This window comes from Kribbella sp. NPDC054772 (genome assembly GCF_053611945.1).
The window spans coordinates 1-24,664 of record NZ_JBSHBJ010000020.1 but is presented as its reverse complement, the minus strand read 5'-3'; the positions used below and the strand labels follow the sequence as shown (position 1 = coordinate 24,664).

The following is a 24,664-nucleotide window of genomic DNA, read 5'->3' as shown; positions in this document are numbered from 1 at the left end:
GTCATGACGGATATCAGAAGTGCGGTAACCGCCGAGCGCTCCGAGTGCGCGAACGTGCTCGCAGGCCTGACCGACGACCAGTGGGACCAGCCGACGCTGTGCGCCGGGTGGCGCGTCCGGGAGCTGGTCGCGCACATGACCATGCCATACCGGACCTCCGGGATGCAGTTCGTGACGGGGATGGTGCGGGCCGGCGGGAAGTTCAATCGGTACGCCGACAAGCAGGCGCGGCGGGACGCGGAAGAGATGACGTCGGCCGAGTTGCTGGACTGTCTTCGGCAGAACGTCGACCACCCGTGGAAGCCGCCGGGAGGTGGCTACGAAGGCGCGCTCTCGCACGACGTCATCCACGGGCTCGACGCGACTGTTGCCCTGGGCCTCGACCGCCAGGTACCGCTGGAACGCCTGCGACTGATCTTCGACGCCATGAAGCCCCGCCAGCTCAAGTACTTCGGCGTGGACCTCACCGGCATCCAACTGCAAGCCACCGACCTCGACTGGACCTACGGCACCGGTACGCCGCTGAAACGCCCCGCGCAGGAACTGCTCCTGCATCTGTGTGGGCGGACGATTGGAGTCACCCGATGATCATCTGCCTCTCGATCGAGGACCGCCCGCGCTCGTACGCGTTCTACCAGGAAGCGCTCGACCTGAAGCCAGTTGGCGAACCGGACGAGGACGGGATTCCCGAACCGCTGCAGTTCGCGCTCGCGGACGACGTGACCATGATGCTGATCCCGACCGGCGGCTTCGGCTGGGTACTGGGGGACCAGCCCGCTGCGCCGCGTGGGCAGAGTGAGTGCATTCTGAGCGTGCGCGTCGACAGTGCGGACGTTGTCGATGTACTGAACGCTCAGGCGGTCGCCGCCGGGGCAGTGCAGGTGACGGCGCCGACCCGAAAGCCGTGGGCGTACCTGGCCACCTTCACTGACCCCGACGGACACCTGTGGATGGTCACCACCGGTTAGAGCACGCGGTGCCGGAACGTCTTGGCGCTGCGGGTGCCTGTAGCGTGGTGGCGGAAGAGGCGGCCGCCGTACCGAAGCCACTCGACCTGACCGTTGTCGCCGCGGACGAAGCTGACGCGGACGTGGGTCGGCGTACCGTCCGGGTTCAAGGCGAGCGCGAAATCCTTGCGGTAGAAGGCGAAGCGGAACAGCGCCTGCCCGCTCGCGCCGGCGGCCAGCTCGCCCTTGTCGGCGGTGACGTCGAGACCGAGCTCCTCCGGCTTCCCGTCGAACCCGATCTGCTGTGACACGTACGTACCTTCGAACTCCGCGAGCTGACGGGCCGGCAGCTGGCGCGGTACGGCGGGCAGGTTGTTCACGCCGGCGAACTCCTGCAGCGCCCAGTCGTCGGCGAACAACTCGGCCACCAGCAACGGACCACTCTCCGAGTTCGTCAGCAGTGTGATGGCGAAGTCCCGCTGCGGCACGAACAAGAAGCCGGAGTGCTGGCCGTTCCAGTCGCCGCCGTGCTGGATCACGGTCGGGCCCTGGGCCGTCGGCCGCTGCATCCAGGTGACGCCGACGCCGTTCAGCTCGACGAACAGCGTGCCGCCAGGCCCTGGGTGGGACTGCATGGCCAGCCGCGCCCGATCGCTGAGCAGACGTGGGAATCCCGCGTGACCCATGTGGAACCGCGTGTACCGCAGTTGGTCGCGCGGGCTCGAGATCAGCCCGCCGATCGAGTGCAGCGCCCGCGGCATCGCGTCGAACGACGGCTCGACGACCGCCTTGCCGTCGACCACGTTGTGCGACGCGGCGACGCTGAACCCGCCGAGCTCGCTATGGAAGAACCGGCTGTGCGCGAGCCCCAGCGGATCGACGACGAGCTCGCGGGCGGCCGTCTCGTAGGGCTTCCCGGTCACCACCTCGATGATCCGCCCGGCCACGCCGATCGCGGCGTTGTTGTACGAGAACACCTTCCCGAGCGGAGTGAGCTGCGGGATCTTCGTCATGTCCGCGACGTACTTCGCGAGCGCGTCCTCGCCCTGACCGGTGTCCTCGAAGTAGTCGCCCTGCCAGCCGGCCGAGTGGTTCAGCAACTGCCGGACGGTGACCCGGGCGGCCACCGACGCGTCCTGGGTCGCGAAGTCCGGGAGGTACGCGCGCACCGGCCGGTCGAGGCTGATCCGGCCGCTCTCGACGAGCCGCATGATCGCCGTCGCGGTGAACGTCTTGCTGGTCGAGCCGATCCGGAACACGGTGTCGGCCGACACCGGCTCGTTGGTGTCCACGCTGGTCACGCCGAAACCGCGGACGTACTCGCGGCCGCGGTACCAGACCCCGAGGCCGGCGCCGGGGATCGCGTACTTGGCCATCCCGGCCTCGATCTTCTCGGCGAGCCGCCCGATCGCGGCGGGTTCCCGGACACCGCCGGCCGTGGCGGGCAGGGTAGAAACAGCAGCAACCGGTACGGCGGCCGCCGCGGACTTGAGCACGGTACGACGGGTGAGCGACACGTCAACGTCTCCTCGGGGCGAGTAGGAATGGTTCCACTGCCGCTATTATTACCACTGTTGGTATCAATGGATACCCTGAAAGAACCCTGATGGAGAGCCGATGGAGGAGTCGCCGACCCCGGTGCTGGACGTCCTGCTGCACCCGATCCGCTGGCGCATCGTGCAGCGTGTGCTCGGTCGCGAGGTGACCACCACCGACCTGAAGCGCGACCTGCCCGACATCCCCGCGACGACGCTCTACCGGCACGTCGCCGCGCTGATCGACGCCGGCTACCTGACCGTCGTCCGCGAGCGCAAGATCCGCGGTACGACGGAACGCACGCTCAGCCTGGACCAGACCAAGGTCGGCCGGATCGACGAGCGTGAGGCGCGCGCGATGACGCCGGAGCAGCACCGCCAGGCGTTCTTGATGATGCTGACCCGGCTTGCGGCGGACTTCGACCGTGTGGTCGACAGCGGCGACCTGTACCCGCGGATGAACCAGCTGGGCTACTCGCAGCTCGCGCTCTACCTCAGCCCCGAGGACATGGCGACCTTCCGTGCCCGCTTCACGGAGCTGATCGAGCCTTACCTGGAAGAGTCACCCGGAAAGGACCGCGTCGTCCTGTCGATGTTCTCGCTGCCGGACAGCTGATTAGTGGCGAGTGAGGCGGAGTTGGCCGACGTCGAGGTACCCGGAGGCGAAGCCGGCCTCGCAGTAGCCCAGGTAGTACTCCCAGACTCGCCGGAACGTCTCGTCGAACCCCTCCGCCCGGACGTCCTGCCAGTTGGCGGTGAACTGATGCCGCCAGCGGCGGAGCGTCTCGGCGTAGTCCGCACCGAACCTGTGGTCGTCGTCGACCGCCAGCGTGGTGTGCTGCGCCAGCGTCTCGTCGATGGCGGTCCGGGACGGGATCAGGCCACCGGGGAAGATGTACGTCTGGATCCAGCCGTACGAGTGCCGCGTGGCGAGCATCCGGTCGTGGTCCATCAGAATCGCTTGCAGGGCGACCGATCCGCCCGGTGCGAGCAGCTGGTCGAGAGCGCGGAAGTAGTCCGGCCAGTACTCCTCGCCGACCGCCTCGATCATCTCCACGCTGACGATGGCGTCGTACGAACCGGTCACCGCACGGTAGTCCTGCAGCCGCAGGTCGACGCGGTCGGCCAGTCCGGCGTCGGCGACGCGCTTCTGGGCCAGCTGCAACTGTTCGGTCGACAACGTGACACCGGTGACCTGTGCGCCGCGTTGGGCCGCTGCGATCGCCAGAGTGCCCCAGCCGATCCCAATCTCCAGCACCCGGCTCCCGGGGCCGACACCGGCCTGGTCGAGGATGCGCTCGACCTTCCGCGTCTGGGCCTCCTCGAGGTCCTGTGTGGACAGCGGTACGTCGTGGTCGAACAGTGCGGAGCTGTAGGTCATCCCAGGGTCCAGGAAGGCGCCGAACAGCGCGTTGCTGAGGTCGTAGTGCGCGCTGATGTTGTCGCGGGCACCTGTCAGCGTGTTGCGCTGTCGACTCGGGATGCGCTGGTCGACGACCCGCCGGAAGCGGAGCAGCCACCGCGGTACCAGCTGTGCGACCCGGGCCGCGAACGGCGTCAGCAGGTCGCCCAGATCGGCCCCGTCGGCCGCCGTCCAGTCGCCGGCCATGTACGCCTCACCCAGACCGATCTTCGGGTTGTGCGCGAGCCGCTCGAACATCGACTGCGGCCGGACGATCCGCAGGACCGGTGCGTCCGGCCCACCGCCGCCGCGCACTGTGCCGTCGGGGTAGAGCGCCCGTACCGGCACCTGGTCGAGCATCCGGTCGACGATCAGCCGGGTGAACCACGCGCGCACGCACAGCGGACGCAGCGCGGGGTGCCGGAGGCAGAGCGGCTGGGCAACGGTCAGAGTGCTCATCGAAGTCCTTCCTGGAGCGGGTGCACCGGCCGCTTGATCACGGGGAGCCGGCGGGCCCAGAGCCACAGGCCGTGCATCCGGATCAGCGCCGAGACCCGTTGTGGCATCAGCGGCATGCGTACTGCGGTGGACAACACTGCTCGACGCGTCGCAGGGCGCGGTACGCCGTCGAAGCTCGCGCCGAAGACCGTCCGGTCGCCACGGGACAGACTGACCTGCACGCGGACCTGGTCGTGGCCCAGCTCGAAACTGAGGCGGTACGTGCCGGACACGTCGTTGAACGGCGAGACGTAGAACTCCTTCGCGGTGTCGGAGCTGCCGTCCGCATCCGGGCGCAGCAGGTAGACGTGCCGTTCGCCGTACGTGTTGTGCACCTCCGCGACGACGTACGGGCTGTCGACGCACCAGAAGACGGTGAGCGGATCGAAGACGTGACCGAGCACGCGGGCGTTGGCCAGCATCACGACCCGTCCGTCGTACTCGATCCCGTGGCTGGACAGATAGCGGAGCAGATCGGCCTTGAGCGTCGGACCGTGGCCACCGAGGTGGTCGCGGGTCTCGAAGCGCGCCAACGGACGCAGGTACCACGGCAGCCGCGGTACGTCGTCCAGGTCGATCAGCCACTGGTACACCCGATGCCGGAACGCGTGCCGGACCGGGCCGGACCGCCCGTGCCGGACAGTGCCGGTGACGATCGCCGGGAGGGAGCGGGTCTGACCGGCGATCGTCACCAGCGGACTCCGAAGGACTCGGCCGCCGCGACACCGGAGCGGCAGCCGTCCTCATGGAATCCCCAGCCGTGGTACGCCCCCGCGAACGCGACCAGGCCGGTGTTGAGGCTCGCCAGCCGGCTCTGCGCGGCGACGGCCTCCGGGGTGTAGACAGGGTGCTCGTAGTCCATCCGGGCGATCACCTTCGCCGGATCGACGGTCTCGGCGCCGTTCAGCGTCACGAGGTACGTCTCGTCGGTGTCCAGTCCCTGCAACCGGTTCATCCAGTACGTCGTCAGCGGGGTGCCGGGACGCACCACGTAGTTCCAGGAGGCGCGGGCGTTCTTCGTTGCGGGAAGCAACGACGAGTCGGTGTGCAGGACGGTCTCGTTGCGGCTGTACTCGAACGGCCCGAGCACCGCCTTCTCCTCGGGCGTGGCGTCGGCCAGCAGGTCGAGCGCCTGGTCGGCGTGGGTCGCCAGCACCACCCGGTCGAAGTCGAGCGTGTTGCCGTCAGCAACGGTCACGCCGACGCCGTCAGGGTGCCGCTGGACGGACCGCACCGGTTGGCCGGCGCGGACCGCGTCGAGACGGTTTGCCACGGCAGCGACGTACTGGCGGGAGCCGCCGGTGACGGTCAGCCATTGGGGTGAACCGGTGACCGAGAGCATGCCGTGGTGGTCGAGGAACTTGAACAGGTAGCGCGCCGGGTACGTCAGGGCCGAGTTGCCGCCGCAGGACCAGACGCAGGACACCACGGGGACGGCGTACAGGCGGATGAAGGCCGGACTGAACTTCTCGTCCTCGAGGAACTCGCCGAGCGTCACGAGGTCGTGGTCGTCGGTTCGGGCCACGTACGCGGCGGCGCGGCGGTGGAAGCGGCGTACCTCGGTCAGGAGCTGCAGGAACCGCGGATCGGCGAGCCGGCGACGCTGCGCGAAGATCCCGGTCGCCCCGCGTCCGCCGGCGAACTCCAGGCCGCTGGCCGGGTCGCTGATGCTCATGCTCATCTCGGTCGGCTGCGTCGGCACGCCCAGCTCGCCGAACAGCCGGCGGAGCAGGGGATAGGTGCGGTCGTTGTGCACGATGAAGCCGGTGTCGATCGCCAGCCGCCGTCCGGCCGGGTCGGTGATGTCGTGGGTATGGGCGTGTCCGCCGAGCCGCGCGTCGGCCTCGAACAGGGTGACGTCGTAGCGCCGCGCGAGCAGATAGGCGGCGGTCAGGCCGGACACTCCGGCTCCGATCACAGCCACGGACTCGGTCATGGGCAGGGCCTCCAGGCTGTCTAAGGTTTGTCTAGAGATTAGGCATGCTGACCTGCACTAGTCAAAGGTCTGTCTAAAGTTTGTATAGTGTCCCTGTGGAGACTTCGGTGCGAGGTGACCTGCGGATCGGCGCGTTGAGCAAACGCGCCGGTGTCAGCGAGCACGTCCTGCGTGCCTGGGAGACCCGCTACGGCCTGCTGTCCCCGACGCGGTCGTCCGGCGGTTTCCGGCTGTACTCCGAGATCGACGTGCACCGGGTGCAGCGGATGCGGGCCTATCTCGCCGACGGACTGTCCGCGGCCGAGGCTGCCCGCGCAGTCCTGGCCGAGCCGGCGATGACACAGCCTGCGCCGGCAGTGGGAGCACTGAGGGCAGCGGAGCCTGGCGGTGTCGCCGGGCTGCGGGACGCGTTGGACGAGCTGGACGAGCGTGCGGCGCACGTCGTCCTCGACCAGCTGTTCGGTGCGCTGACGATCGAGGCGGTGATCCGCGACGTACTGATCCCGTACCTCCACGACCTGGGCGATCGCTGGGCCAGCGGTGAGGTCACGGTCGGGCAGGAGCACTTCGCCAGCAACGTGATCCGCTCGCGGCTCGCCGCACTGTCGCCAGGCTGGGGTGGTGGCCAAGGACCACGCGCGCTGCTGGCCTGTCCGCCCGGCGAGCTGCACGACATCGCCCTGTTGTCGTTCGGTCTGGTACTCCGGCGCTCGGGCTGGCGGGTGATCTTCCTCGGCGCCGACTCGCCGATGAACGATGTCGAACGCACCACCGAGGCGCTGGCGCCCGATCTGGTGATGCTGGCCGCCTCCGACGCCACCCGCTTCGACTCCATCCGCCCCGAGCTGGTCCGGCTGGCGCGAAACCGTTCCCTCGCGCTGGCCGGACCTGGGGCCTCCACCGAGCTCGCAACCGCCGTCGGAGCGCAGTACGTCGAGTCCGACCCGGTCACTGCCGCGGAGCGATTGGCTGAGCGATGACCAGAGTCCTGGTAACCGGTGCCACCGGCTACATCGGCGGGCGGCTCGTCCCTGAGCTGCTTGCAGCCGGGTACGACGTCCGCGTACTCGCCCGGCGACCGCAGCGGCTGGAGACCCGTCCGTGGCGTCGCGGGGTCGAGGTCGTCGAGGGTGATGCCTCCGACCCGGCAGCGTTGACGAAGGCGCTGGAAGCCGTCGACGTGGCGTACTACCTGATCCACTCGCTCGGTACCGGCCGCCGCTTCGAGGAGCGCGACCGGCGTACCGCACTGACGTTCGGTACGGCGTGCCGCGAGTCCGACGTCGGCCGGATCGTCTACCTCGGCGGGCTGTACCCCGAGGGCGAGGAGCTGTCGCCGCACCTGGGGTCCCGTCGCGAGGTGGGGGAGATCCTGCTCGCGAGCGGCGTACCGACGACGGTGCTGCGCGCCGCGGTGATCCTCGGGTCCGGCTCGGCGTCGTTCGAGATGCTCCGGTACCTGACCGAGCGGTTGCCGGTGATGCTGACACCACGCTGGCTGGACACGCGCATCCAGCCGATCGCCGTGCGCGACGTACTGCACTACCTGGTCGGGTCGGCCCGGATGCCGGCCGAGGTGAACCGCGGCTTCGACATCGGCGGTCCGGACGTGCTGACGTACCGCGCGATGATGCAGCGGTACGCCGCCGTCGCCGGCCTCCGCCCGCGCCGCATCGTGACACTGCCACTCCTGAGCCCTGGTCTGTCGAGTCACTGGGTCGGACTGGTCACCCCGGTCCCCAGCGGCATCGCACGGCCGCTGGTCGACAGCCTGGTGCACGAGGTGGTCTGCAAGGACCACGACATCGACCAGTACGTCGACCCGCAGATCGCCGGCGGGATCGGGTTCGACCGCGCGGTCCAGCTGGCACTGAAGAAGGTGCACGACCTCGACGTGAGTACGTCGTGGGCGTCCGCCGCGACGCCGGGCGCACCGAGCGATCCGCTCCCCAGCGACCCGGACTGGGCCGGTGGCTCGCTGTACGTCGACGAACGCGACTGTGCGGTCGATGCGGAGCCGGAGCGGCTCTGGAAGGTCATCGAAGGCATCGGCGGCCAACGCGGCTGGTACTCCTGGCCGCTCGGCTGGTGGACCCGCGGACTGCTCGACCGGATCGTCGGCGGCCCCGGACTCCGCCGCGGCCGGCTGCACCCGGACACGCTGTCGGTCGGCGACCCGCTCGACTGGTGGCGCGTCGAAGCGATCGAACGCGGCCGCCTGCTCCGGCTCCGCGCCGAGATGCGCCTGCCCGGCGAGGCGTGGCTCGAACTACGTGCCGGGACCGACGAGCAGGGCCGCACGCTGTTCCGGCAGCGCGCCCTGTTCCATCCACGGGGACTGCCGGGGGAGCTGTACTGGGCGGCCATCCGCCCGTTCCACGACGTCGTCTTCGGCGGCATGCAACGCAACATCGCGCACGCCGCCGAACGAACCAAGGAGTCCCGATGATCGTCATCGAACGCGAAGTTGCGACAGCGGCCGCCCCCGAGCGGGTGTTCGACTACCTCTCCGATTTCCGCAGTACCGAGGAGTGGGATCCCGGTACGGTCCGCACCACCCTGATCAGCGGCGACGGCGGCGTCGGTACGACGTACCGCAACACCTCCCGCTTCAACGGCCGGGAGACCGACCTCACCTACGTGGTCGAGGACTTCACCCGACCGGACCGCCTGGTCCTGCGCGGCGAGAACCGCACCATCGTCGCCCGCGACATCATGACGTTCCGCTCCGAGTCCCACCTCACCCGGGTCACCTACCGGGCCGAGTTCCAGCTGAAGGGCCTGGCGCGCTTCGCGGAGTCGTTCCTGCGCAAGCCGTTCGAGCACCTGGGCGAAGAAGCCGAGGAGGGCCTACGCAACGCCCTGGGGAAGCTCGCCGCATGACCCTGGACACCTTGCTGGACCGCGCGGTCGTCCCCGGCTACACCAAACTCGGCTACGCAATCCGCAGTCGCACCTGGCCCAAGAACGACCCGTCCCCAGACTCACTAACCGGCAAGACCGCCATTGTCACCGGAGCCCGCACCGGCCTGGGCAAAGCCACCGCGGCGGGCTTGGCACGCCTCGGCGCCACCGTCCACCTGGCCGTCCGCAACGCCGAAAAGGCCGCCCCCGCCCTGGCCGACCTCCAACGCGAAGTCCCAGACGCCACCTTCGTCCTCGACGAATGCGACATCTCCGACCTGGACTCCGTCCGCGCGTACGCCGCCACGATCACGACCCCCATCCACGCCCTGATCCACAACGCCGGCGTCATGCCCCCCGAACGCACCGAGTCCGCACAGGGCCACGAGTTGACGCTGGCCACCCACGTCCTCGGCCCGCTCCTGTTGACCGAACTGTTGCGAGACCAGTTGAAGAACGGCCGCGTAATCCTGGTCGCCTCCGGAGGCATGTACACCCAGCCCCTACCGACCGACCCCGAATACCGCGACGCCCCCTACAAGGGCGCCACCGCCTACGCCCGCAGCAAGCGCATCCAGGTAGCGCTAACGCCACTCCTGGCCGCGGACATGACCCCCACCTTCGTCGCCAGCATGCACCCAGGCTGGTCCGAGACTCCAGGCCTCACCGAGTCCCTCCCCGGCTTCAGCAAACTCACCGGCCGCCTCCTCCGCACCGCCGACGAAGGCGCCGACACCACGGTCTGGCTGGCAGCCACTAACCCCCGACCCCCCACCGGCAAGTTCTGGCACGACCGCAGCCCCCGCCCCACCCACTACCTCAAACGAACCCAAGAAACCCCAGAAGCCCGCCAAGCCACCTGGACCTACTGCCGCACAGCAGCAGGAATCTGAAGCACCCCAATCGCGCGGGCGTTGACCAACACCCACCCCACCACGCCGACCCCCCGACACCACATCCCCGCGCCACCACGCCCAAGGGGGGTCCGGGGGGGGGGGGGGCGAAGCCCCGCCGGGCGGGTTCTGGGGGTTGCACCCCCAGAAAACACAGCGGCCGATCCACGTGCGCGCTTTCCGCGCACAGAGATCGGCCAGATCGGTCGCGCCCCCGGCAGGATTCGAACCTGCGCACCCGCCTCCGGAGGGCGGTGCTCTATCCCCTGAGCTACGGGGGCTCAGGAACGTGCTGAACAGTAGCAGGAAGTTCATCGAATCCCCGAATTGGGGTGACCGTCGGCGTGCTGGTGCCTCGTCAAGCAACGTTGAGGTTGTCAACGTCGAGTGGTTCACCTCTGAAGTCGCCCCTCTGCCGCCTGCATGCGCGGCGTTCAGGGACGACGTCAGGGGTGAACCACCCCGGGCGCGTGCCCCGCAGATCCAAGGCGCGGGTGTGGGGAGGATCTTGCGCCGGAATCGGGCCGCAATTCTCCCCAACCCCGCCCCTTTCCAGCCGCCCGCCACGACCGCGGAGCACTACCTACCCACAACGACCAGCACAACTCCCCACGCCACCACCGACACCCCGACACGACCTCACCTTCCTCGACACGGCAGTAGAAACCTGGGACGCGCAAACCGGGGATCTCTCTCGTTCTGGTGCTAGCTGCCCCATCCAGGCGTGCACGCGCTCGAGTCGTGGGAGGCGAACAACAACAACAACAGCTTCGCTGCCGTCTCGCCGGACGTGCAGTGGATGGTGACGGGGGAGTGGGGCACGATGGACCGCCTGCTCGTCCTGCCGATGCCCGGGGTGGCCGCCACCGACCCGGCCGGTCGGCCCCAGCGACGTCACCGGCCACGTCACGTCGCTGGGCAGCTCCCGCTCCGGAGTGTCTGCTCGGGGCAGTTCGAGGTTGAGGGGGTCGACTACTCCGAGTACGACGAGACGCTCCGGGTGGTCGTGATGTCGCCGGGTGTCTGCGGTGGGAATCGACAACAAGACGTACCGCTTCCAGCGCTGAGGACCCGTTCCAGGATCACCCTGAGTGAACCCTGGAACCCCGGTGCGGCGGGATCGGTTCCGTGGCGCGCGCCGTCATAGTGGACGTAAGCCCAACAGCGGAAAGGAAACAGGTACTTCTCATGGCTAGCTCTCTGGTCCGCCCGTCTCACGATCGCTGGATCGGCGGTGTCTGCTCCGGACTCGCTCGCCGGTTCGGTATCTCGGCCAACACGATGCGACTGATCTTCGTGGTCAGCTGCCTGCTGCCCGGCCCGCAGTTCCTGATCTACATCGCGCTCTGGATCATCATGCCGTCGGAGCGCTGACCCCGGCGGTCGGCCGTCCGGGCGGCACGTGGCAACCTGGCTCTCCATGAGAGCAGGTACGTGGCGCCGGGCGGCCTGGACGGCGGCCCTGCTCCTCGCGAGCGGTGTGGTCGGTGGCTGCCAGGTCGGCCCGGCGCCGCCCGCGGCGGCTGATCTCCGGACCGGTGCGCCACCCTGGGACGCGCCCCGGGACGCGGTCTCCTACATCGACAAGGCCGGGTTCGAGCGGCTCCCGCTGGACTTCTCCGGCCCGTCGCCGTACACGCTGAACATCGCGGTCACCGTCGACGGCAAGCCGGTACAGGTACCGGCCGGGATCGGCATCGACCGCCTCCGCGCCGAGCAGGCCGCCATCCACACCCACACCACCGACGGCGTGGTCTGGGTCGAGGCCAAGACCGCCGCCGAGCGCCCCACGCTCGCCCAGTTCTTCACCCTCTGGGGCATCCGGTACGACGCCACTTGCCTCGCTGACGCCTGCACCACCCTGAAAGTCACCATCGACGGAAAACCAGCCCCCTGGGACACCCCACTGGTGCGCAACAGCCACATCTCGATCACCGCTCGTCACTGACCCCGTGCAATCAGTGCTACGGTTTTTGCTAGCACCGAAGGCAAAGGAGGCCCGGTATGGCGGCGATCACCGTGCGGAGCCTGGACGACGACGTGAAGCACCGGCTGCGGGTTCGCGCGGCCGAACACGGGCGATCGATGGAGGCCGAGGTGCGCGCGATCCTGATGGCCGCCGTGGCTGAGCAGGACGAGCCCAAGAACTGGCTCCTGGCGCTGCACGAGCGCTGCGCGGCGATCGGCGGGGTCGAACTGGACATTCCGCCGCGCACCGGTGGGCATCGTGCGGCAGTGAACTTCGACTGAACTTCGACTGATGATCGTTCTGGACACCAATGTCGTCTCGGAGCTGATGAAGCAGGTTCCGGACGCGGCCGTGTGGCACTGGACCCGCGACAATCTGGGTGCGGAGTTCCGCACCACGGCGATTACCGTCGCCGAGATCCATACCGGTATCGAGCGGATGCCGGGCGGCCGGAGGCGCACGCAGGTGCGGGAGGCCGCGGACGCGCCCTTCGCTTCCGCCTTCGTCGAGGACGAGATCCTGTCGTTCACGGCGGAAGCCGCGATGGCCTATTCGGTGGTGATGCGTGACCGGCGCCGGGCCGGTCTGCCGATCGAGCCGCTGGACGCGCAGATCGCCGCGATCTGCTTGGTGGAGCAAGCTCCGCTCGCGACCAGGAACACGGCCGACTTCGCGCGGACCGGCGTCGAGTTGATCAATCCCTGGGCCTGACCGGGGCGGTGGGGTGGGGACGGCCTGGGCGCAGCCCGGCGTACCGGGCTGTGGATGGTGAGTCAAGGGTTTGGGCGGGGGCCCATTAGGCTGAGCCGGTGACTCCGGAACAGCTCGCTGCGAAGATCCTCCAGGCCCTGGCCGCGCTCGCCGACGACGGCACCATCACCGTCGAGGGCGGGCTGCCGCGCGAGCTGAAGGTCGAACGCCCCAAGAACCCCGAGCACGGGGACTACGCCACCAACGTCGCGATGCAGCTCGGCAAGCGCGCCGGGCTGAATCCGCGGCAGTTCGCCGAGCTGCTCGCCGCCCGGCTCCGCGACGACGAGGCGATCACCGCGGTGGACATCGCCGGGCCGGGGTTCATCAACCTGCGGGTCGCGGCGGATGCCCAGGGCAAGGTCGCGCAGGCGATCCTGGACGCGGGCCCGGCGTACGGGACCACCGACAGCCTGCAGGGCCGGACGATCAACCTCGAGTTCATCTCGGCGAACCCGACCGGCCCGCTGCACCTCGGCCATACCCGCTGGGCCGCCGTCGGTGACGCGCTGGCCCGGGTGCTGGCCGCGGCCGGCGCGAGCGTCACCCGCGAGTTCTACATCAACGACCGCGGCAACCAGATGGACAAGTTCGGTGCCAGCCTGCAGGCCGCGGCGCACGGTGAGCCGATCCCCGAGGACGGCTACCACGGTGAGTACATCGGCGACCTGGCGCAGCGGATCGTCGCCGAGGTGCCCGGGATCACCGAGCTGCCCGCCGACGAGCAGGTGATCGCCTTCCGCGAGGCGGGGTACGAGCGGCAGCTCAAGGAGCAGCAGGAGCAGCTCGAGCACTTCCGGACCAAGTTCGACGTCTGGTTCTCCGAGCGCAGCCTGCACGAGCAGGACGGCGTACCGCACGCGATCCAGAAGCTCCGCGACCAGGGCCACCTGTACGAGGCCGACGACGCGCTCTGGATGCGGACGACGGACTTCACCGACGACAAGGACCGCGTGCTGATCCGGTCGAACGGCGAGCCGACGTACTTCGCTTCCGACGCGGCGTACTACGTGAACAAGCGCGAGCGTGGTTTCGAGACCTGCGTCTACCTGCTCGGCGCCGACCACCACGGCTACGTGAACCGGCTGAAGGCGATCGCGGCCTGCGCCGGCGACGACCCCGAGCACAACATCGAGATCCTGATCGGCCAGCTGGTGAAGATCCTCAAGGGCGGCGCGGAGATGCGGCTGTCCAAGCGGGCCGGCACCATCGTCACGCTCGCCGAGCTGGTCGAGGAGGGCGGCGTCGACGCGCTGCGCTACACGCTCTGCCGCTACCCGGCCGACTCCCCGCTGACCCTGGACATCGAGGAGATGACCCGCCAGGCCAGCGAGAACCCGGTGTTCTACGTGCAGTACGCGCACGCCCGCCTGGCCTCGATCCTGCGCAACGCCGACGAGCTCGGCATCAAGCTGGACGAGTTCGACCCGGGCCTGCTCAGCCACGAGCGGGAGGGCGACCTGCTCCGCGCGCTCGCCGAGTTCCCGCGGGTGGTCGCCACCGCCGCCGAGCTGCGGGAGCCGCACCGGATCGCGCGGTACCTCGAGGACACCGCGTCGGCGTTCCACAAGTTCTACGACAGCTGCCGCGTGCTGCCGCGCGGCGACGAGGAGGTGGAGCCGGTGCACAAGGCTCGCCTGACCCTGGTCTCCGCGACCCGGACCGTGCTCGCCAACGGGCTCGACCTGCTCGGCGTCTCCGCACCGGAGCGGATGTGAGGGCGCACGAGGCGGGCGCCCTGCACGCCCAGAACGGGAACCGCGTCCCGGCCTGGCTGCTGACCCCGCACGACGTCAACGACCTGGTCCCGCAGCTGTGGTCGTCCACGGCGAAGAAGTCCGCCGAGGGTTCGCTGACCGTCGGCGATGTCGACCTGCGCGACCTGGTCGCCGAGCACGGCAGCCCGGCGTACGTGCTGGACGAGGACGACTTCCGGGCCCGGGCGCGCGCGTTCAAGCACGCCTTCAAGGACTTCGACGTCTACTACGCCGGCAAGGCCTTCCTCTGTACGACGGTCGTCCGCTGGGTGCTCGAGGAGGGGCTGAACCTCGACATCTGCAGCGGCGGTGAGCTGGCCGTCGCGTTGCGCGCGGGCGCGGACCCGAAGCGGCTCGGTTTCCACGGCAACAACAAGTCCGAGTCCGAGCTGGCCCGGGCGCTGGACGCCGGTGTCGGCCGAATCATCGTCGACTCGCAGTACGAGATCTCCCGGCTGATCGAGCTGGCCGGCGAGCGTGGGACCACCGCGCCGGTGATGATCCGCGTGACGGCGGGCGTCGAGGCACACACCCACGAGTACATCGCGACCGCGCACGAGGACCAGAAGTTCGGCTTCTCGATCACCTCCGGCGCGGCCTTCGAAGCCGTTGCCCGGGTCAACGAAGCGCCGGAGCTGGAGCTGCTCGGCCTGCACTCGCACATCGGCTCGCAGATCTTCGACTCGTCCGGGTTCGAGGTCGCGGCCAAGCGCGTGATCGCCTTGCACGCAAGGGTTTCCGACGAGCTCGGCGTCGACATGCCCGAGCTCGACCTGGGCGGCGGTTTCGGGATCGCCTACACCACCCAGGACGACCCGTCCGACCCGGCGCAGCTGGCCACCGAGATGGGCAAGATCGTCGAGCACGAGTGCCGGGCCTTCGGCGTCGAGGTGCCCAGGGTCTCGATCGAGCCGGGGCGCGCGATCGTTGGTCCGGCGGTGTGCACGGTCTACTCGGTCGGCACGGTCAAGGAGGTCGAGCTGGACGCCGGCGCCTCCCGGACGTACGTGTCGGTCGACGGCGGGATGAGCGACAACATCCGCACCGCGCTGTACGACGCCGACTATTCCTGCACGCTCGTCAACCGGTACTCCGACGCCGAGCCGACGCTCGCCCGGGTCGTCGGCAAGCACTGCGAGGCCGGGGACATCATCGTGAAGGACGAGTTCCTGCCGTCGGACGTGCAGCCGGGCGACCTGCTCGCCGTCCCCGGGACCGGTGCGTACTGCCGGTCGATGGCGAGCAACTACAACCACGTACCGCGGCCACCGGTGATCGCGGTCAAGGACGGCCGGACGCGTGTCGTCGTCCGCCGTGAGACCGAAGACGACCTGCTTCTCCTCGACATGGGGGCCGCCGAATGAACGCTGTGAAGGACGACAAACCTCTCAAGGTGGGCCTGCTCGGTTGTGGCGTGGTCGGCACCGAGGTGGTGCGGATCCTGACCGAGCAGGCGGACCATCTAGCGGCCCGCGTCGGCGCCCGGCTGGAGATCGCCGGCATCGCCGTACGCCGGCCCGGACGTGCGCGCGATATCGCCGTCGACCCGGACCTGATCACCACCGACGCCCAGGCGCTGGTCTCGCGCGGCGACCTGGACCTGGTGATCGAGGTGATCGGCGGCCTGGAGCCGGCCCGCGGCCTGATCCTGACCGCGCTCGAGCACGGCGCCTCGGTCGTCACGGCCAACAAGGCACTGCTCGCCGAGGACGGCCCGACATTGTTCGCGGCCGCGGAGAAGTACCAGCGCGACCTGTACTTCGAGGCCGCCGTGGCCGGCGCGATCCCGATCCTGCGGCCGCTGCGCGAGTCGCTCGCCGGTGACGACGTGATCCGGGTGATGGGCATCGTCAACGGCACCACGAACTACATCCTCGACAAGATGGACACCACCGGCGCCGGCTTCGACGAGGCGCTCGAAGAAGCCCAGGCCCTCGGGTACGCCGAGGCGGATCCGACCGCAGACATCGAGGGGTTCGACGCGGCGGCGAAGGCGGCGCTGCTGGCCAGCCTCGCGTTCCACACCCGGGTCTCGATCGCCGACGTACACCGCGAAGGCATCACCGAGGTGTCCGCGACCGACATCGCGTCGGCCCGCGAGATGGGCTGCGTGGTGAAGTCGCTGGCGATCTGCGAGCTGGACGAGGCGACCGACTCGGTGAGCGCCCGGGTGTACCCGGCGATGATCCCGGTCACCCACCCGTTGGCCAGTGTTCGGGACGCGTACAACGCCGTTTTCGTGGAAAGCAAGGCAGCTGGACGCCTGATGTTCTATGGTCGTGGTGCCGGCGGCGCCCCGACGGCCAGTGCAGTCCTCGGGGATCTGGTGTCCGCCGCGCGCAACCGGCTCAAGGGTGTGCCGGGGGTCGGCGAGTCGTCGTACACCCAGCGGGCCGTCCGGCCGATGGGCGACGCGATGACCCGCTACCACGTGTCGCTGGACGTGGCCGACAAGGCCGGTGTGCTGGCGGCGGTGGCCCATGCCTTCTCCGAGCACGACGTGTCGATCCAGACCGTCCGCCAAGAGGGCCGGGGCAGCGACGCGCAACTGGTGGTGGTCACCCACACCGCGACCGACGCCGCGTTGTCCGCGACCGTGGAGTCCTTGCGGGACATGGACATCGTCCGTGAAGTCAGCAGTGTGATGCGGGTAGAAGGCGAGTAGGTCAATGGTGCACCAGTGGCGTGGCGTGATCGAGGAGTACAGAGACCGGCTTCCCGTTTCGGCGGACACGCCGGTGGTCACGCTCGGCGAGGGCGGGACGCCGCTGGTGGCCGCGCAGTGGCTGAGCGAGCAGAGCGGGTGCGAGGTCTGGCTGAAGGTCGAGGGCAACAACCCGACCGGCTCGTTCAAGGACCGCGGGATGACGGTCGCGATCTCGCTGGCCGCGCAGGCCGGTGACAAGGCGGTGGTCTGCGCCTCGACCGGCAACACGTCGGCCTCGGCGGCGGCGTACGCCGTCCGGGCCGGGATGCTGCCGCTGGTGGTGATCCCGGCGGGCCGGATCGCGAAGGGCAAGCTGGCGCAGGCGATCGTGCACGGCGCCAAGCTGGTGCAGATCGACGGCGGCTTCGACGACTGCCTGCGGATCGTCCGTGAGCTCGGCAAGAACTACCCGGTCGCCCTGGTGAACTCGGTCAACCCGGTCCGCCTCGAGGGCCAGAAGACCGCCTCCTTCGAGGTCTGCGACGCGCTCGGCGACGCCCCGGACCTGCATCTGCTGCCGGTCGGCAACGCGGGCAACATCGCGGCCTACTGGAAGGGCTACCAGGAGTACGCCAAGGACAAGCTCGCCACCCGGACCCCGCGGATGTGGGGTTTCCAGGCGGCCGGCGCGGCGCCGATCGTGCGCGGCGCGATCGTCGAGAAGCCGGACACCGCGGCCACCGCGATCCGGGTCGGCAACCCGGCGTCCTGGACGCTCGCCGAGGCAGCCCGGGACGAGTCCGGCGGCCGGATCGAGATGGTCACCGACGAGCAGATCCTGGCCGCGCAGCGTGAGCTCGCGGCCCGCGAAGGCGTCTTCGTCGAGCCCGCCTCGGCGGCCGGGGTCGCGGGTCTGCTGCACGCGAAGGCCGAAGGCTGGCTGCCGGGCGGCTCGACCGTGGTGATCACGGTCACCGGTCATGGCCTGAAGGACATCGACACCGCGCTCGACCACGCCGCCATCGAGGAGCCGCCGGTCACCGCGGCCGACACCGATGCCGTCGCCCGCGTCGCCGGTCTGAGCTGAGATGGGCGACCCGAAGCCGGAGCCGGAGTCCGGCAGCAACCGGCGGCCTTGCGACCAGGTGCGGGTCCGGGTGCCCGCCACGAGCGCGAACCTCGGCCCCGGCTTCGACGCCTTCGGCCTCGCCCTGACCCTGTACGACGATCTCGTCGTCACCCCGGGTGGGTCCGGGGTCACCGTCTCGGTGAGTGGCGAGGGCGAAGCCGACGTACCGCTCGACGAGACGCATCTGGTGGTGCGGTCGATCCACGCGGGGCTCGAGGCGCTGGGTGCTTCGGTGCCGGGCTTCACCTTGCGCTGCGAGAACCGGATTCCGCACGGGCGGGGTCTCGGATCGTCGTCGGCGGCGATCGTCGGCGGGCTGGCCGCGGCGTTCGCACTGGCCGGCGAACCGCTCGATCGCGAGCGGCTCGTCGTCCTGGCGAACGAGATCGAAGGGCATCCGGACAACGTCGCGGCGGCCGCCCTCGGAGGGTTCACGATCGCTTGGACGGAAGGCGATACGGGCCGGGCGGTCAGGTTGGAGCCGGCGGACGGAATCGACGCGGTCGCTTACGTACCTGACAATCGCGTGCTCACCAAACAGGCGCGCGGGTTGCTGCCGGGCGTTGTTTCCCACACCGACGCCGCGGCGAACGCCGGCAAGGCCGCATTGCTCGTCGCCGCGCTGACCGGGCGGCCCGAGTTGCTGCTGACCGCGACCGAGGACCGACTGCACCAGGAGTACCGCGAACCGGCGATGCCGGAGAGTCTCGCGCTGGTCCACAAACTGCGCGGAAGTGGTCTGGCCGCGATCATCAGCGGGGCCGGCCCGACGGTCGCCGTACTGGGTGGTCATGTTGAGAAGAGTGCAGGTCACGGGTCGTTTTTCCGTGGTACGCCGGAGCCGCCGGACGGCTGGGCGAAGTACGAACTGGGGATCGATCCAGTCGGTGTACAGGTCTGGTCGATGGAGGCCGGGTAGCTCGGGGAATGGTCCGGTGCTGACACGCGTTGCAGTGGGTGAGACAGGCAGAGGACCCGCAGTGGTGCTAGTCTCGACTCACCCGATCCCCTCCAGGTGATCGGTGTGCTCTCGCCACGATCCGGGCTGTGCTCCCGGCACCCTGTGTTGTGTGGCGACCCTCCTGTGGATGTGACCTTGCGCCGCCTGCGTCGGAGATGTCCTGGGGGACTCAGATCTAGCGAGAGCCTCTTGATACCCCGCGTGCCCGTTGTGCGGTCGTGGGCGGAATGACATTGGTCGATGAGCCTGTCGGACATCGACGATCCGTGTGGGAAGGACCTCACGTGACAGAAACTGTTGAAGCCTCCAGCGGAGCCGGTACGTCGGCCCCGGGTACCGACGCCGTGGCCACCACCACGACGCGTCGCCGGAAAGCCGGAGGCGGCCTCGAGGGCATGCTGCTCCCCGAGCTCAAGCAGCTCGCCGGGACGCTCGGCATCAAAGGCACCGGCGCGCTGCGCAAGGGCCAGCTGATCGAGGCGATCAAGGCCGCTCAGACCGGTGGTTCCACCGGTTCCGCGGGCGGCTCCACCGGCGGTTCCCGGGCGAAGGTGACGCAGCCGACGCTCGACGAGGCCGCCGAGGTGTCCGCGCCGAAGAGCGCCGAGACGCCGGCCAAGCGCGAGGGAGGCAGTCGCCGGACCCGCGCCGCGGCCCAGAAGGACGTACAGCCGGAGCCGGCCGAGGAAGCTCCGCGGAACCCGGGCCGGAACGGTGTCGCCGCCGAGGCCGCCGTCGAGGCGCCCGTGGTGCGGGAGACACAGCCGGACACCGCCGCGCAGAACGGCGCCACCGAGCGGGCCGAGGTCCGTACCGAGGAGCGCGCCGACGACCGCGGCGAGAACCAGGGCCGCAGCCGCGACCGGAGCCGGGACAACAACCGCGACGGCAACCGCGACGGCAACCAGAACCGCGACCGGAGCCGCGACAACAACCGCGACGGTCAGCGTGACGGCAACCGGGACAACCGCGAGAGCCGGGACAACCGCGAGAGCCGGGACAACCGCGGCGACAACCAGCGGAACCGCCAGGACCAGAACGACCGCAACGCCGATCGGAACTCCGACCGCAACACGGATCGGAACTCGGACCGGAACGCGGATCGGGGCGAGGACGGCGAGGGTCGTCGCCGGCGCCGCCGGGGCCGCGACCGGGACCGCAACCGCGACGGCAGCCAGAGCAGCAGCCCCCGCGACACCAGCACCCGCAACCGCGGCCGCGGCGAGCGCTACGACGCCGAGCCGACGATCAGCGAGGACGACGTCCTGGTCCCCGCGGCCGGCATCCTCGACGTGCTCGACAACTACGCCTTCGTCCGGACCAGCGGCTACCTGCCCGGCCCGAACGACGTGTACGTCGCGCTCTCGATGGTGAAGCGCTACGGCCTCCGCAAGGGTGACGCGATCACCGGTGCGGTGAAGCAGCCGCAGGACGGCGAGCGCAAGGAGAAGTTCAACCCGCTGGTCCGGATCGACACCGTCAACGGTGCGGACCCGGAGATCGCCAAGCAGCGGCAGGACTTCAACAAGCTCACCCCGCTGTACGCGACCGAGCGGCTCCGCCTGGAGACCGAGCCGGGCATCCTGACCACCCGGATCGTCGACATCGTCAGCCCGATCGGCAAGGGGCAGCGTGGTCTGATCGTCTCGCCGCCGAAGGCCGGTAAGACGATGGTGCTGCAGGCGCTCGCGAACGCGATCACCACGAACAACCCCGAAGTACACCTGATGGTCGTGCTGGTGGACGAGCGGCCCGAAGAGGTCACCGACATGCAGCGCACGGTCAAGGGCGAGGTCATCGCCTCGACCTTCGACCGGCCGGCCGACGACCACACCACGGTCGCGGAGCTGGCGATCGAGCGGGCGAAGCGGCTCGTCGAGCTCGGCCACGACGTCGTCGTACTGCTGGACTCGATCACCCGGCTCGGCCGCGCGTACAACATCGCGGCCCCGGCCAGCGGCCGGATCCTGTCCGGTGGTGTCGACTCGTCGGCGCTGTACCCGCCGAAGCGGTTCTTCGGTGCGGCCCGGAACATCGAGGACGGCGGCTCGCTGACCATCCTCGCGACCGCGCTGATCGAGACCGGCTCGAAGATGGACGAGGTGATCTTCGAGGAGTTCAAGGGCACCGGCAACATGGAGCTCCGGCTGCGCCGCGAGTTCGCCGACCGGCGGATCTTCCCGGCCATCGACGTGGTCGCCTCCGGCACCCGCCGCGAGGAACTGCTGATGTCCAAGGACGAGACCCAGGTCGTCTGGAAGCTCCGCCGGGTGCTGTCCGCGCTCGACGGCCAGGCCGCCCTGGAGCTGCTGATCGGCAAGCTCAAGGAGAGCAAGTCGAACATCGAGTTCCTGCTCCAGGTGAACAAGACCACCCCGTCGACGACGGCCGGTCACAGCACCGACAACGGCAACTGACATCGTCGGTTCTCAGCTAGCTGAGGGAGACCTCAGCTAGCTGAGAAAAACTGTCCTCAGGGTTCATCTCGACCTCATCGAAGGTTTCTTCCCGGAGGAATGCTCCACCCCGTCAAGTTTCGACAGACTTCGGCGGGAGTGGGAATGCGCACACGATGGCGACTGGCAGCGGTCCTCGGGATCGCGCTGGTAGCGGCGACCGGGGTCGCGGCCGCGAACGTGACCGGCGGCAAGCAGGCCGGTCCGCGGCCGGACGGCTCCGCGATCACCACCTACGGCTGGCGGGTCACCCCGGCCGGCGACCAGACCAAGCTCGGCGAGAAGCCGTTCGGCTCGGCACTCAGCCCGGACGGCAAGTACCTCGCGATCAGCAACGACGGCACCCGGACGCAAAGCCTCTCGCTCGTCGAGGCCGCCACTGGCAAGGTCGTCCAGACGCTGCCGTACGTGAGCCCGCAGGCCCTGTTCATCGGCCTGGCCTGGAGCCCGGACGGCAGCATGCTCTACGCGGCCGCCGGCGGCAACGACAAGATCCGCGTCTACACCCAGGCGAACGGCCTGCTCACCGAGACCACCCCGATCACGCTGCCGAAGGGCACGTTCCCGGCCGGTCTCACGCTCAGCGCCGACGGCAGCAAGCTGTACGTCGCCGGCAACGGCAACGCCGCGTTGTCCGCGATCAACACCGCGACCGGGGCGGTGCTCGGCAAGGTCGCGACCGGCCCGAACCCCTTCACCGTCGGCCTCACGGCGGACGGCAGGACGGCGTACGTCTCGAACTGGGGGACGAACACGGTCTCGGCCGTCGACACCGCGACGCTGACGGTCCGCAAGACCCTCACTGTCGGCAGCCACCCGACCGCGATCCTGCGCGACCCGGCCACCGGCGAGATGCTCGTCGCGGTCACGGACGCCGACAAGGTGATCGGCATCGACCCGGCCACCGATGCCGTCACGAGAACCGTCGAGCTCGCGCCGTACCAGCACGCGCCGGTCGGCTCGAGCCCGCAAGGACTGGCGATCGACGGCACGACCTTGTACGTCGCCAACGCGGGGAACAACGACGTCGCGGTGGTGAACCTCGCGACCAACCACGTCACCGGCCTGATCCCGACCGGGTGGTACCCGACCACGGTGACCGTCACGAAGGACCGGCACCGGCTGCTCGTCACGAACGCGAAGGGCCTCGGCGCCGGTCCGAACCCGGGCGGTCCGCAGCCGACGAACCCGGTCGTCGACTACTCGCAGTACGTCGGCTCGATGATCATGGGCACGCTGTCGAGGATCGCCGTACCGAGTCGGGACGAGTTGGCGCACTACACGAAGCAGGTGCGCGAGAACGACGGCTTCAACGGCGCCGGGCACCCGAACGGGCCGGCCAACGTGGTGCCGGCGCGACCCGGTGACCCGAGTCCGATCAAGCACGTCATCTATGTCGTCAAGGAGAACCGCACCTACGACCAGGTGTTCGGCTCGCTTGGCAAGGGCAATGGCGACCCGTCGCTGAACCTGTTCGACGACAGCTCGGCGCCGAACCACCGGCAGCTCGCCCGCCAGTTCGTGACGCTCGACAACTTCTACGCCGACGGAGCGGTCTCGTCCGACGGCTGGGAGTGGGCGACCGCGTCGGAGTCGAACGCGTACAACGAGCACCTCTGGCCGGTCGCGTACAGCAGTCGGGGCCGTGGCGACGACGTCTACACCAACCAGGCGACCGACCCGGGCAAGCTCACCGGCGACTCGCGGATCTGGGACCGGCTCGACGACGCGGGCATCTCGTACCGCAACTACGGCATGTGGGCCGGCGGTCCGCTGCCCGCGAAGGTGTTCGCGACCGAGCCGCGGCTGTCCGCGCACACCGACCCGAACTACGCCGCGCAGAACGGCGACATCCGGGACAACACCCGCGTCGACGAGTGGGTCAAGGAGTTCAACGCCTCGACCACGCTGCCGGCCATGCAGTTCGTCCGGCTCGGCAACGACCACACGTTCGGTACGTCGGTCGGCAAGCCGACGCCGAAGGCCGCGGTGGCCGACAACGACCTGGCCCTCGGCCGGATCGTGGACGCGGTGTCACACAGCGAGCACTGGAAGGACACCGCGATCTTCGTCACCGAGGACGACGCCCAGAACGGGCCCGACCACGTGGACGCGCACCGCACGGTCGCGCTGGTGATCAGCCCGTACACGCAGACCGGCAAGGTCGACTCGACGATGTACAGCACGGTCGCGATGATGCGGACGATGGAGCTGATCGCCGGGATCGGGCCGCTCACCCAGTTCGACGCCGCCGCCACCCCGATGACGGCGAGTTTCACCGGGACGCCGAACTTCGCGCCGTACGACGCCCGGACGCCGGCGCAGTCGCTCGACGAGAAGAACACCGCGGCCGCGCCGCTGGCCGCGGAATCGGGCCGGATGGACTTCACGCAGGCCGACAAGGCGCCCGAGCAGGTGCTCAACGAGGCGATCTGGAAGAGCGTGAAGGGCGCGGACAGCCCGATGCCGGCGCCGCGGGGCGCCCCGGCGAGCGGGTCGGAGGCGGCCGAGGAAGGTGGCCGCTGAGGGCCGGATTTCCGGCGGATCGACGGGTCGTGGCACACTAGATGGCTGGTTCCGGTTCACGCTCGCACCGTGCGGACGACCCGGGGCACCTGATCCTAGGAGACTGTCTTGAAGAGCGACATCCACCCGACGTACGTGGAGACCCAGGTGACCTGCACCTGCGGCGCGACGTTCACCACCCGCTCGACCGCGGAGAACGGCGTGATCCACGCCGACGTGTGCTCGCAGTGCCACCCGTTCTACACCGGTAAGCAGAAGATTCTCGACACCGGTGGCCGGGTCGCCCGCTTCGAGAAGCGGTACGCGAAGAAGTAGCTGTCTCGCCGCGCGCCGGTTCCGCATCCCTGCGGAACC

24 protein-coding genes and 1 tRNA gene are annotated in these 24,664 nt (G+C 69.4%); 20 read left to right on the top strand and 5 right to left on the bottom strand.

Translation table 11 applies throughout. From position 1 onward, the window contains the following. The first annotated feature begins 3 nt into the window (after nt 1-3). Complete coding sequence (locus tag ACWGID_RS26735) at nt 4-588, top strand: maleylpyruvate isomerase family mycothiol-dependent enzyme (RefSeq protein ID WP_452201013.1); 585 nt, start codon at nt 4-6, stop codon at nt 586-588. Then, nucleotides 585-968 (top strand): VOC family protein, encoded by a 384-nt coding sequence (locus ACWGID_RS26730; protein WP_452201011.1) that lies wholly within the window; start codon nt 585-587, stop codon nt 966-968. Before ACWGID_RS26735 ends, ACWGID_RS26730 begins: the two co-directional genes overlap by 4 nt. On the opposite strand, the gene ACWGID_RS26725 is transcribed toward ACWGID_RS26730, so the two are convergent. Then, nucleotides 965-2,464 carry a serine hydrolase domain-containing protein gene (locus ACWGID_RS26725; protein WP_452201009.1) on the bottom strand — a complete coding sequence of 500 codons (1,500 nt, stop codon included), beginning with the start codon at nt 2,462-2,464 and terminating at the stop codon, nt 965-967. The two genes, ACWGID_RS26730 and ACWGID_RS26725, sit on opposite strands and share 4 nt — an antisense overlap. A gap of 100 nt (nt 2,465-2,564) precedes the next feature. On the opposite strand from ACWGID_RS26725, the gene ACWGID_RS26720 reads away from it, so the two are divergent. Beyond that, complete coding sequence (locus ACWGID_RS26720; RefSeq protein ID WP_452201007.1) at nt 2,565-3,098, top strand: helix-turn-helix domain-containing protein; 534 nt, start codon at nt 2,565-2,567, stop codon at nt 3,096-3,098. On the opposite strand, the gene ACWGID_RS26715 is transcribed toward ACWGID_RS26720, so the two are convergent. The 3 genes from ACWGID_RS26715 to ACWGID_RS26705 are packed head-to-tail and all read right to left on the bottom strand — an operon-like array spanning nt 3,099 to nt 6,318. Next, nucleotides 3,099-4,343, bottom strand: coding sequence for a class I SAM-dependent methyltransferase (locus ACWGID_RS26715; protein ID WP_452201005.1), 1,245 nt, complete (start codon nt 4,341-4,343; stop codon nt 3,099-3,101). Then, a complete protein-coding gene (locus ACWGID_RS26710) occupies nt 4,340-5,074 on the bottom strand; it encodes a DUF1365 domain-containing protein (protein ID WP_452201003.1) in 735 nt (244 codons plus the stop codon). The genes ACWGID_RS26715 and ACWGID_RS26710 overlap by 4 nt, the downstream gene beginning before the upstream one ends. Continuing rightward, on the bottom strand, nt 5,071-6,318 hold the full coding sequence (locus ACWGID_RS26705; protein WP_452201001.1) for an NAD(P)/FAD-dependent oxidoreductase: 1,248 nt from the start codon (nt 6,316-6,318) through the stop codon (nt 5,071-5,073). Before ACWGID_RS26705 ends, ACWGID_RS26710 begins: the two co-directional genes overlap by 4 nt. A gap of 95 nt (nt 6,319-6,413) precedes the next feature. Between ACWGID_RS26705 and ACWGID_RS26700 the strand changes: the two genes are divergently transcribed. The 4 genes from ACWGID_RS26700 to ACWGID_RS26685 are packed head-to-tail and all read left to right on the top strand — an operon-like array spanning nt 6,414 to nt 10,115. Continuing rightward, nucleotides 6,414-7,298 carry a MerR family transcriptional regulator gene (locus tag ACWGID_RS26700; RefSeq protein WP_452200999.1) on the top strand — a complete coding sequence of 295 codons (885 nt, stop codon included), beginning with the start codon at nt 6,414-6,416 and terminating at the stop codon, nt 7,296-7,298. Beyond that, nucleotides 7,295-8,767, top strand: a complete 1,473-nt coding sequence (locus ACWGID_RS26695) for an SDR family oxidoreductase (protein ID WP_452200997.1) — start codon at nt 7,295-7,297, stop codon at nt 8,765-8,767. Before ACWGID_RS26700 ends, ACWGID_RS26695 begins: the two co-directional genes overlap by 4 nt. Next, on the top strand, nt 8,764-9,201 hold the full coding sequence (locus ACWGID_RS26690) for an SRPBCC family protein (protein WP_452200995.1): 438 nt from the start codon (nt 8,764-8,766) through the stop codon (nt 9,199-9,201). Before ACWGID_RS26695 ends, ACWGID_RS26690 begins: the two co-directional genes overlap by 4 nt. After that, nucleotides 9,198-10,115 carry an SDR family NAD(P)-dependent oxidoreductase gene (locus ACWGID_RS26685; protein WP_452200993.1) on the top strand — a complete coding sequence of 306 codons (918 nt, stop codon included), beginning with the start codon at nt 9,198-9,200 and terminating at the stop codon, nt 10,113-10,115. The genes ACWGID_RS26690 and ACWGID_RS26685 overlap by 4 nt, the downstream gene beginning before the upstream one ends. Nucleotides 10,116-10,324: 209 nt before the next feature. Here ACWGID_RS26685 and ACWGID_RS26680 read toward each other — a convergent pair. Continuing rightward, a tRNA-Arg gene (locus tag ACWGID_RS26680) sits at nt 10,325-10,396 on the bottom strand. Between the two features lie 443 nt (nt 10,397-10,839). On the opposite strand from ACWGID_RS26680, the gene ACWGID_RS26675 reads away from it, so the two are divergent. The 13 genes from ACWGID_RS26675 to rpmE all read left to right on the top strand — a co-directional run bounded on the left by ACWGID_RS26675 (nt 10,840) and on the right by rpmE (nt 24,625). Further along, nucleotides 10,840-11,262 carry a hypothetical protein gene (locus ACWGID_RS26675; RefSeq protein WP_452200991.1) on the top strand — a complete coding sequence of 141 codons (423 nt, stop codon included), beginning with the start codon at nt 10,840-10,842 and terminating at the stop codon, nt 11,260-11,262. 41 nt (nt 11,263-11,303) lie between these two features. Beyond that, a complete protein-coding gene (locus tag ACWGID_RS26670; protein WP_452200990.1) occupies nt 11,304-11,489 on the top strand; it encodes a PspC domain-containing protein in 186 nt (61 codons plus the stop codon). Between the two features lie 46 nt (nt 11,490-11,535). Continuing rightward, nucleotides 11,536-12,063, top strand: a complete 528-nt coding sequence (locus ACWGID_RS26665) for a hypothetical protein (protein ID WP_452200988.1) — start codon at nt 11,536-11,538, stop codon at nt 12,061-12,063. 56 nt (nt 12,064-12,119) lie between these two features. After that, nucleotides 12,120-12,365 (top strand): FitA-like ribbon-helix-helix domain-containing protein, encoded by a 246-nt coding sequence (locus ACWGID_RS26660; RefSeq protein ID WP_452200986.1) that lies wholly within the window; start codon nt 12,120-12,122, stop codon nt 12,363-12,365. 10 nt (nt 12,366-12,375) lie between these two features. Beyond that, nucleotides 12,376-12,795, top strand: a complete 420-nt coding sequence (locus ACWGID_RS26655) for a PIN domain-containing protein (protein WP_452200985.1) — start codon at nt 12,376-12,378, stop codon at nt 12,793-12,795. A 98-nt stretch (nt 12,796-12,893) separates the two neighbouring features. Then, nucleotides 12,894-14,552, top strand: a complete 1,659-nt coding sequence (gene argS, locus ACWGID_RS26650) for an arginine--tRNA ligase (protein WP_452200983.1) — start codon at nt 12,894-12,896, stop codon at nt 14,550-14,552. Beyond that, nucleotides 14,549-15,955: a diaminopimelate decarboxylase gene (lysA, locus tag ACWGID_RS26645; RefSeq protein ID WP_452200981.1), complete on the top strand. Its 1,407-nt coding sequence runs from the start codon at nt 14,549-14,551 to the stop codon at nt 15,953-15,955. The genes argS and lysA overlap by 4 nt, the downstream gene beginning before the upstream one ends. Beyond that, nucleotides 15,952-17,256 carry a homoserine dehydrogenase gene (locus ACWGID_RS26640; RefSeq protein WP_452200979.1) on the top strand — a complete coding sequence of 435 codons (1,305 nt, stop codon included), beginning with the start codon at nt 15,952-15,954 and terminating at the stop codon, nt 17,254-17,256. Before lysA ends, ACWGID_RS26640 begins: the two co-directional genes overlap by 4 nt. A 4-nt stretch (nt 17,257-17,260) precedes the next feature. Further along, nucleotides 17,261-18,325: a threonine synthase gene (gene thrC, locus ACWGID_RS26635; RefSeq protein ID WP_452200977.1), complete on the top strand. Its 1,065-nt coding sequence runs from the start codon at nt 17,261-17,263 to the stop codon at nt 18,323-18,325. Between the two features lies 1 nt (nt 18,326). Then, nucleotides 18,327-19,286, top strand: coding sequence for a homoserine kinase (thrB, locus tag ACWGID_RS26630; protein ID WP_452200975.1), 960 nt, complete (start codon nt 18,327-18,329; stop codon nt 19,284-19,286). A gap of 326 nt (nt 19,287-19,612) precedes the next feature. Then, nucleotides 19,613-21,745, top strand: a complete 2,133-nt coding sequence (gene rho, locus ACWGID_RS26625; RefSeq protein ID WP_452200973.1) for a transcription termination factor Rho — start codon at nt 19,613-19,615, stop codon at nt 21,743-21,745. A 144-nt stretch (nt 21,746-21,889) separates the two neighbouring features. Then, a complete protein-coding gene (locus tag ACWGID_RS26620) occupies nt 21,890-24,310 on the top strand; it encodes a glutaminyl-peptide cyclotransferase (protein WP_452200971.1) in 2,421 nt (806 codons plus the stop codon). Between the two features lie 108 nt (nt 24,311-24,418). Continuing rightward, complete coding sequence (rpmE, locus tag ACWGID_RS26615; RefSeq protein WP_387777964.1) at nt 24,419-24,625, top strand: 50S ribosomal protein L31; 207 nt, start codon at nt 24,419-24,421, stop codon at nt 24,623-24,625. The last annotated feature ends 39 nt before the right edge of the window (nt 24,626-24,664 follow it).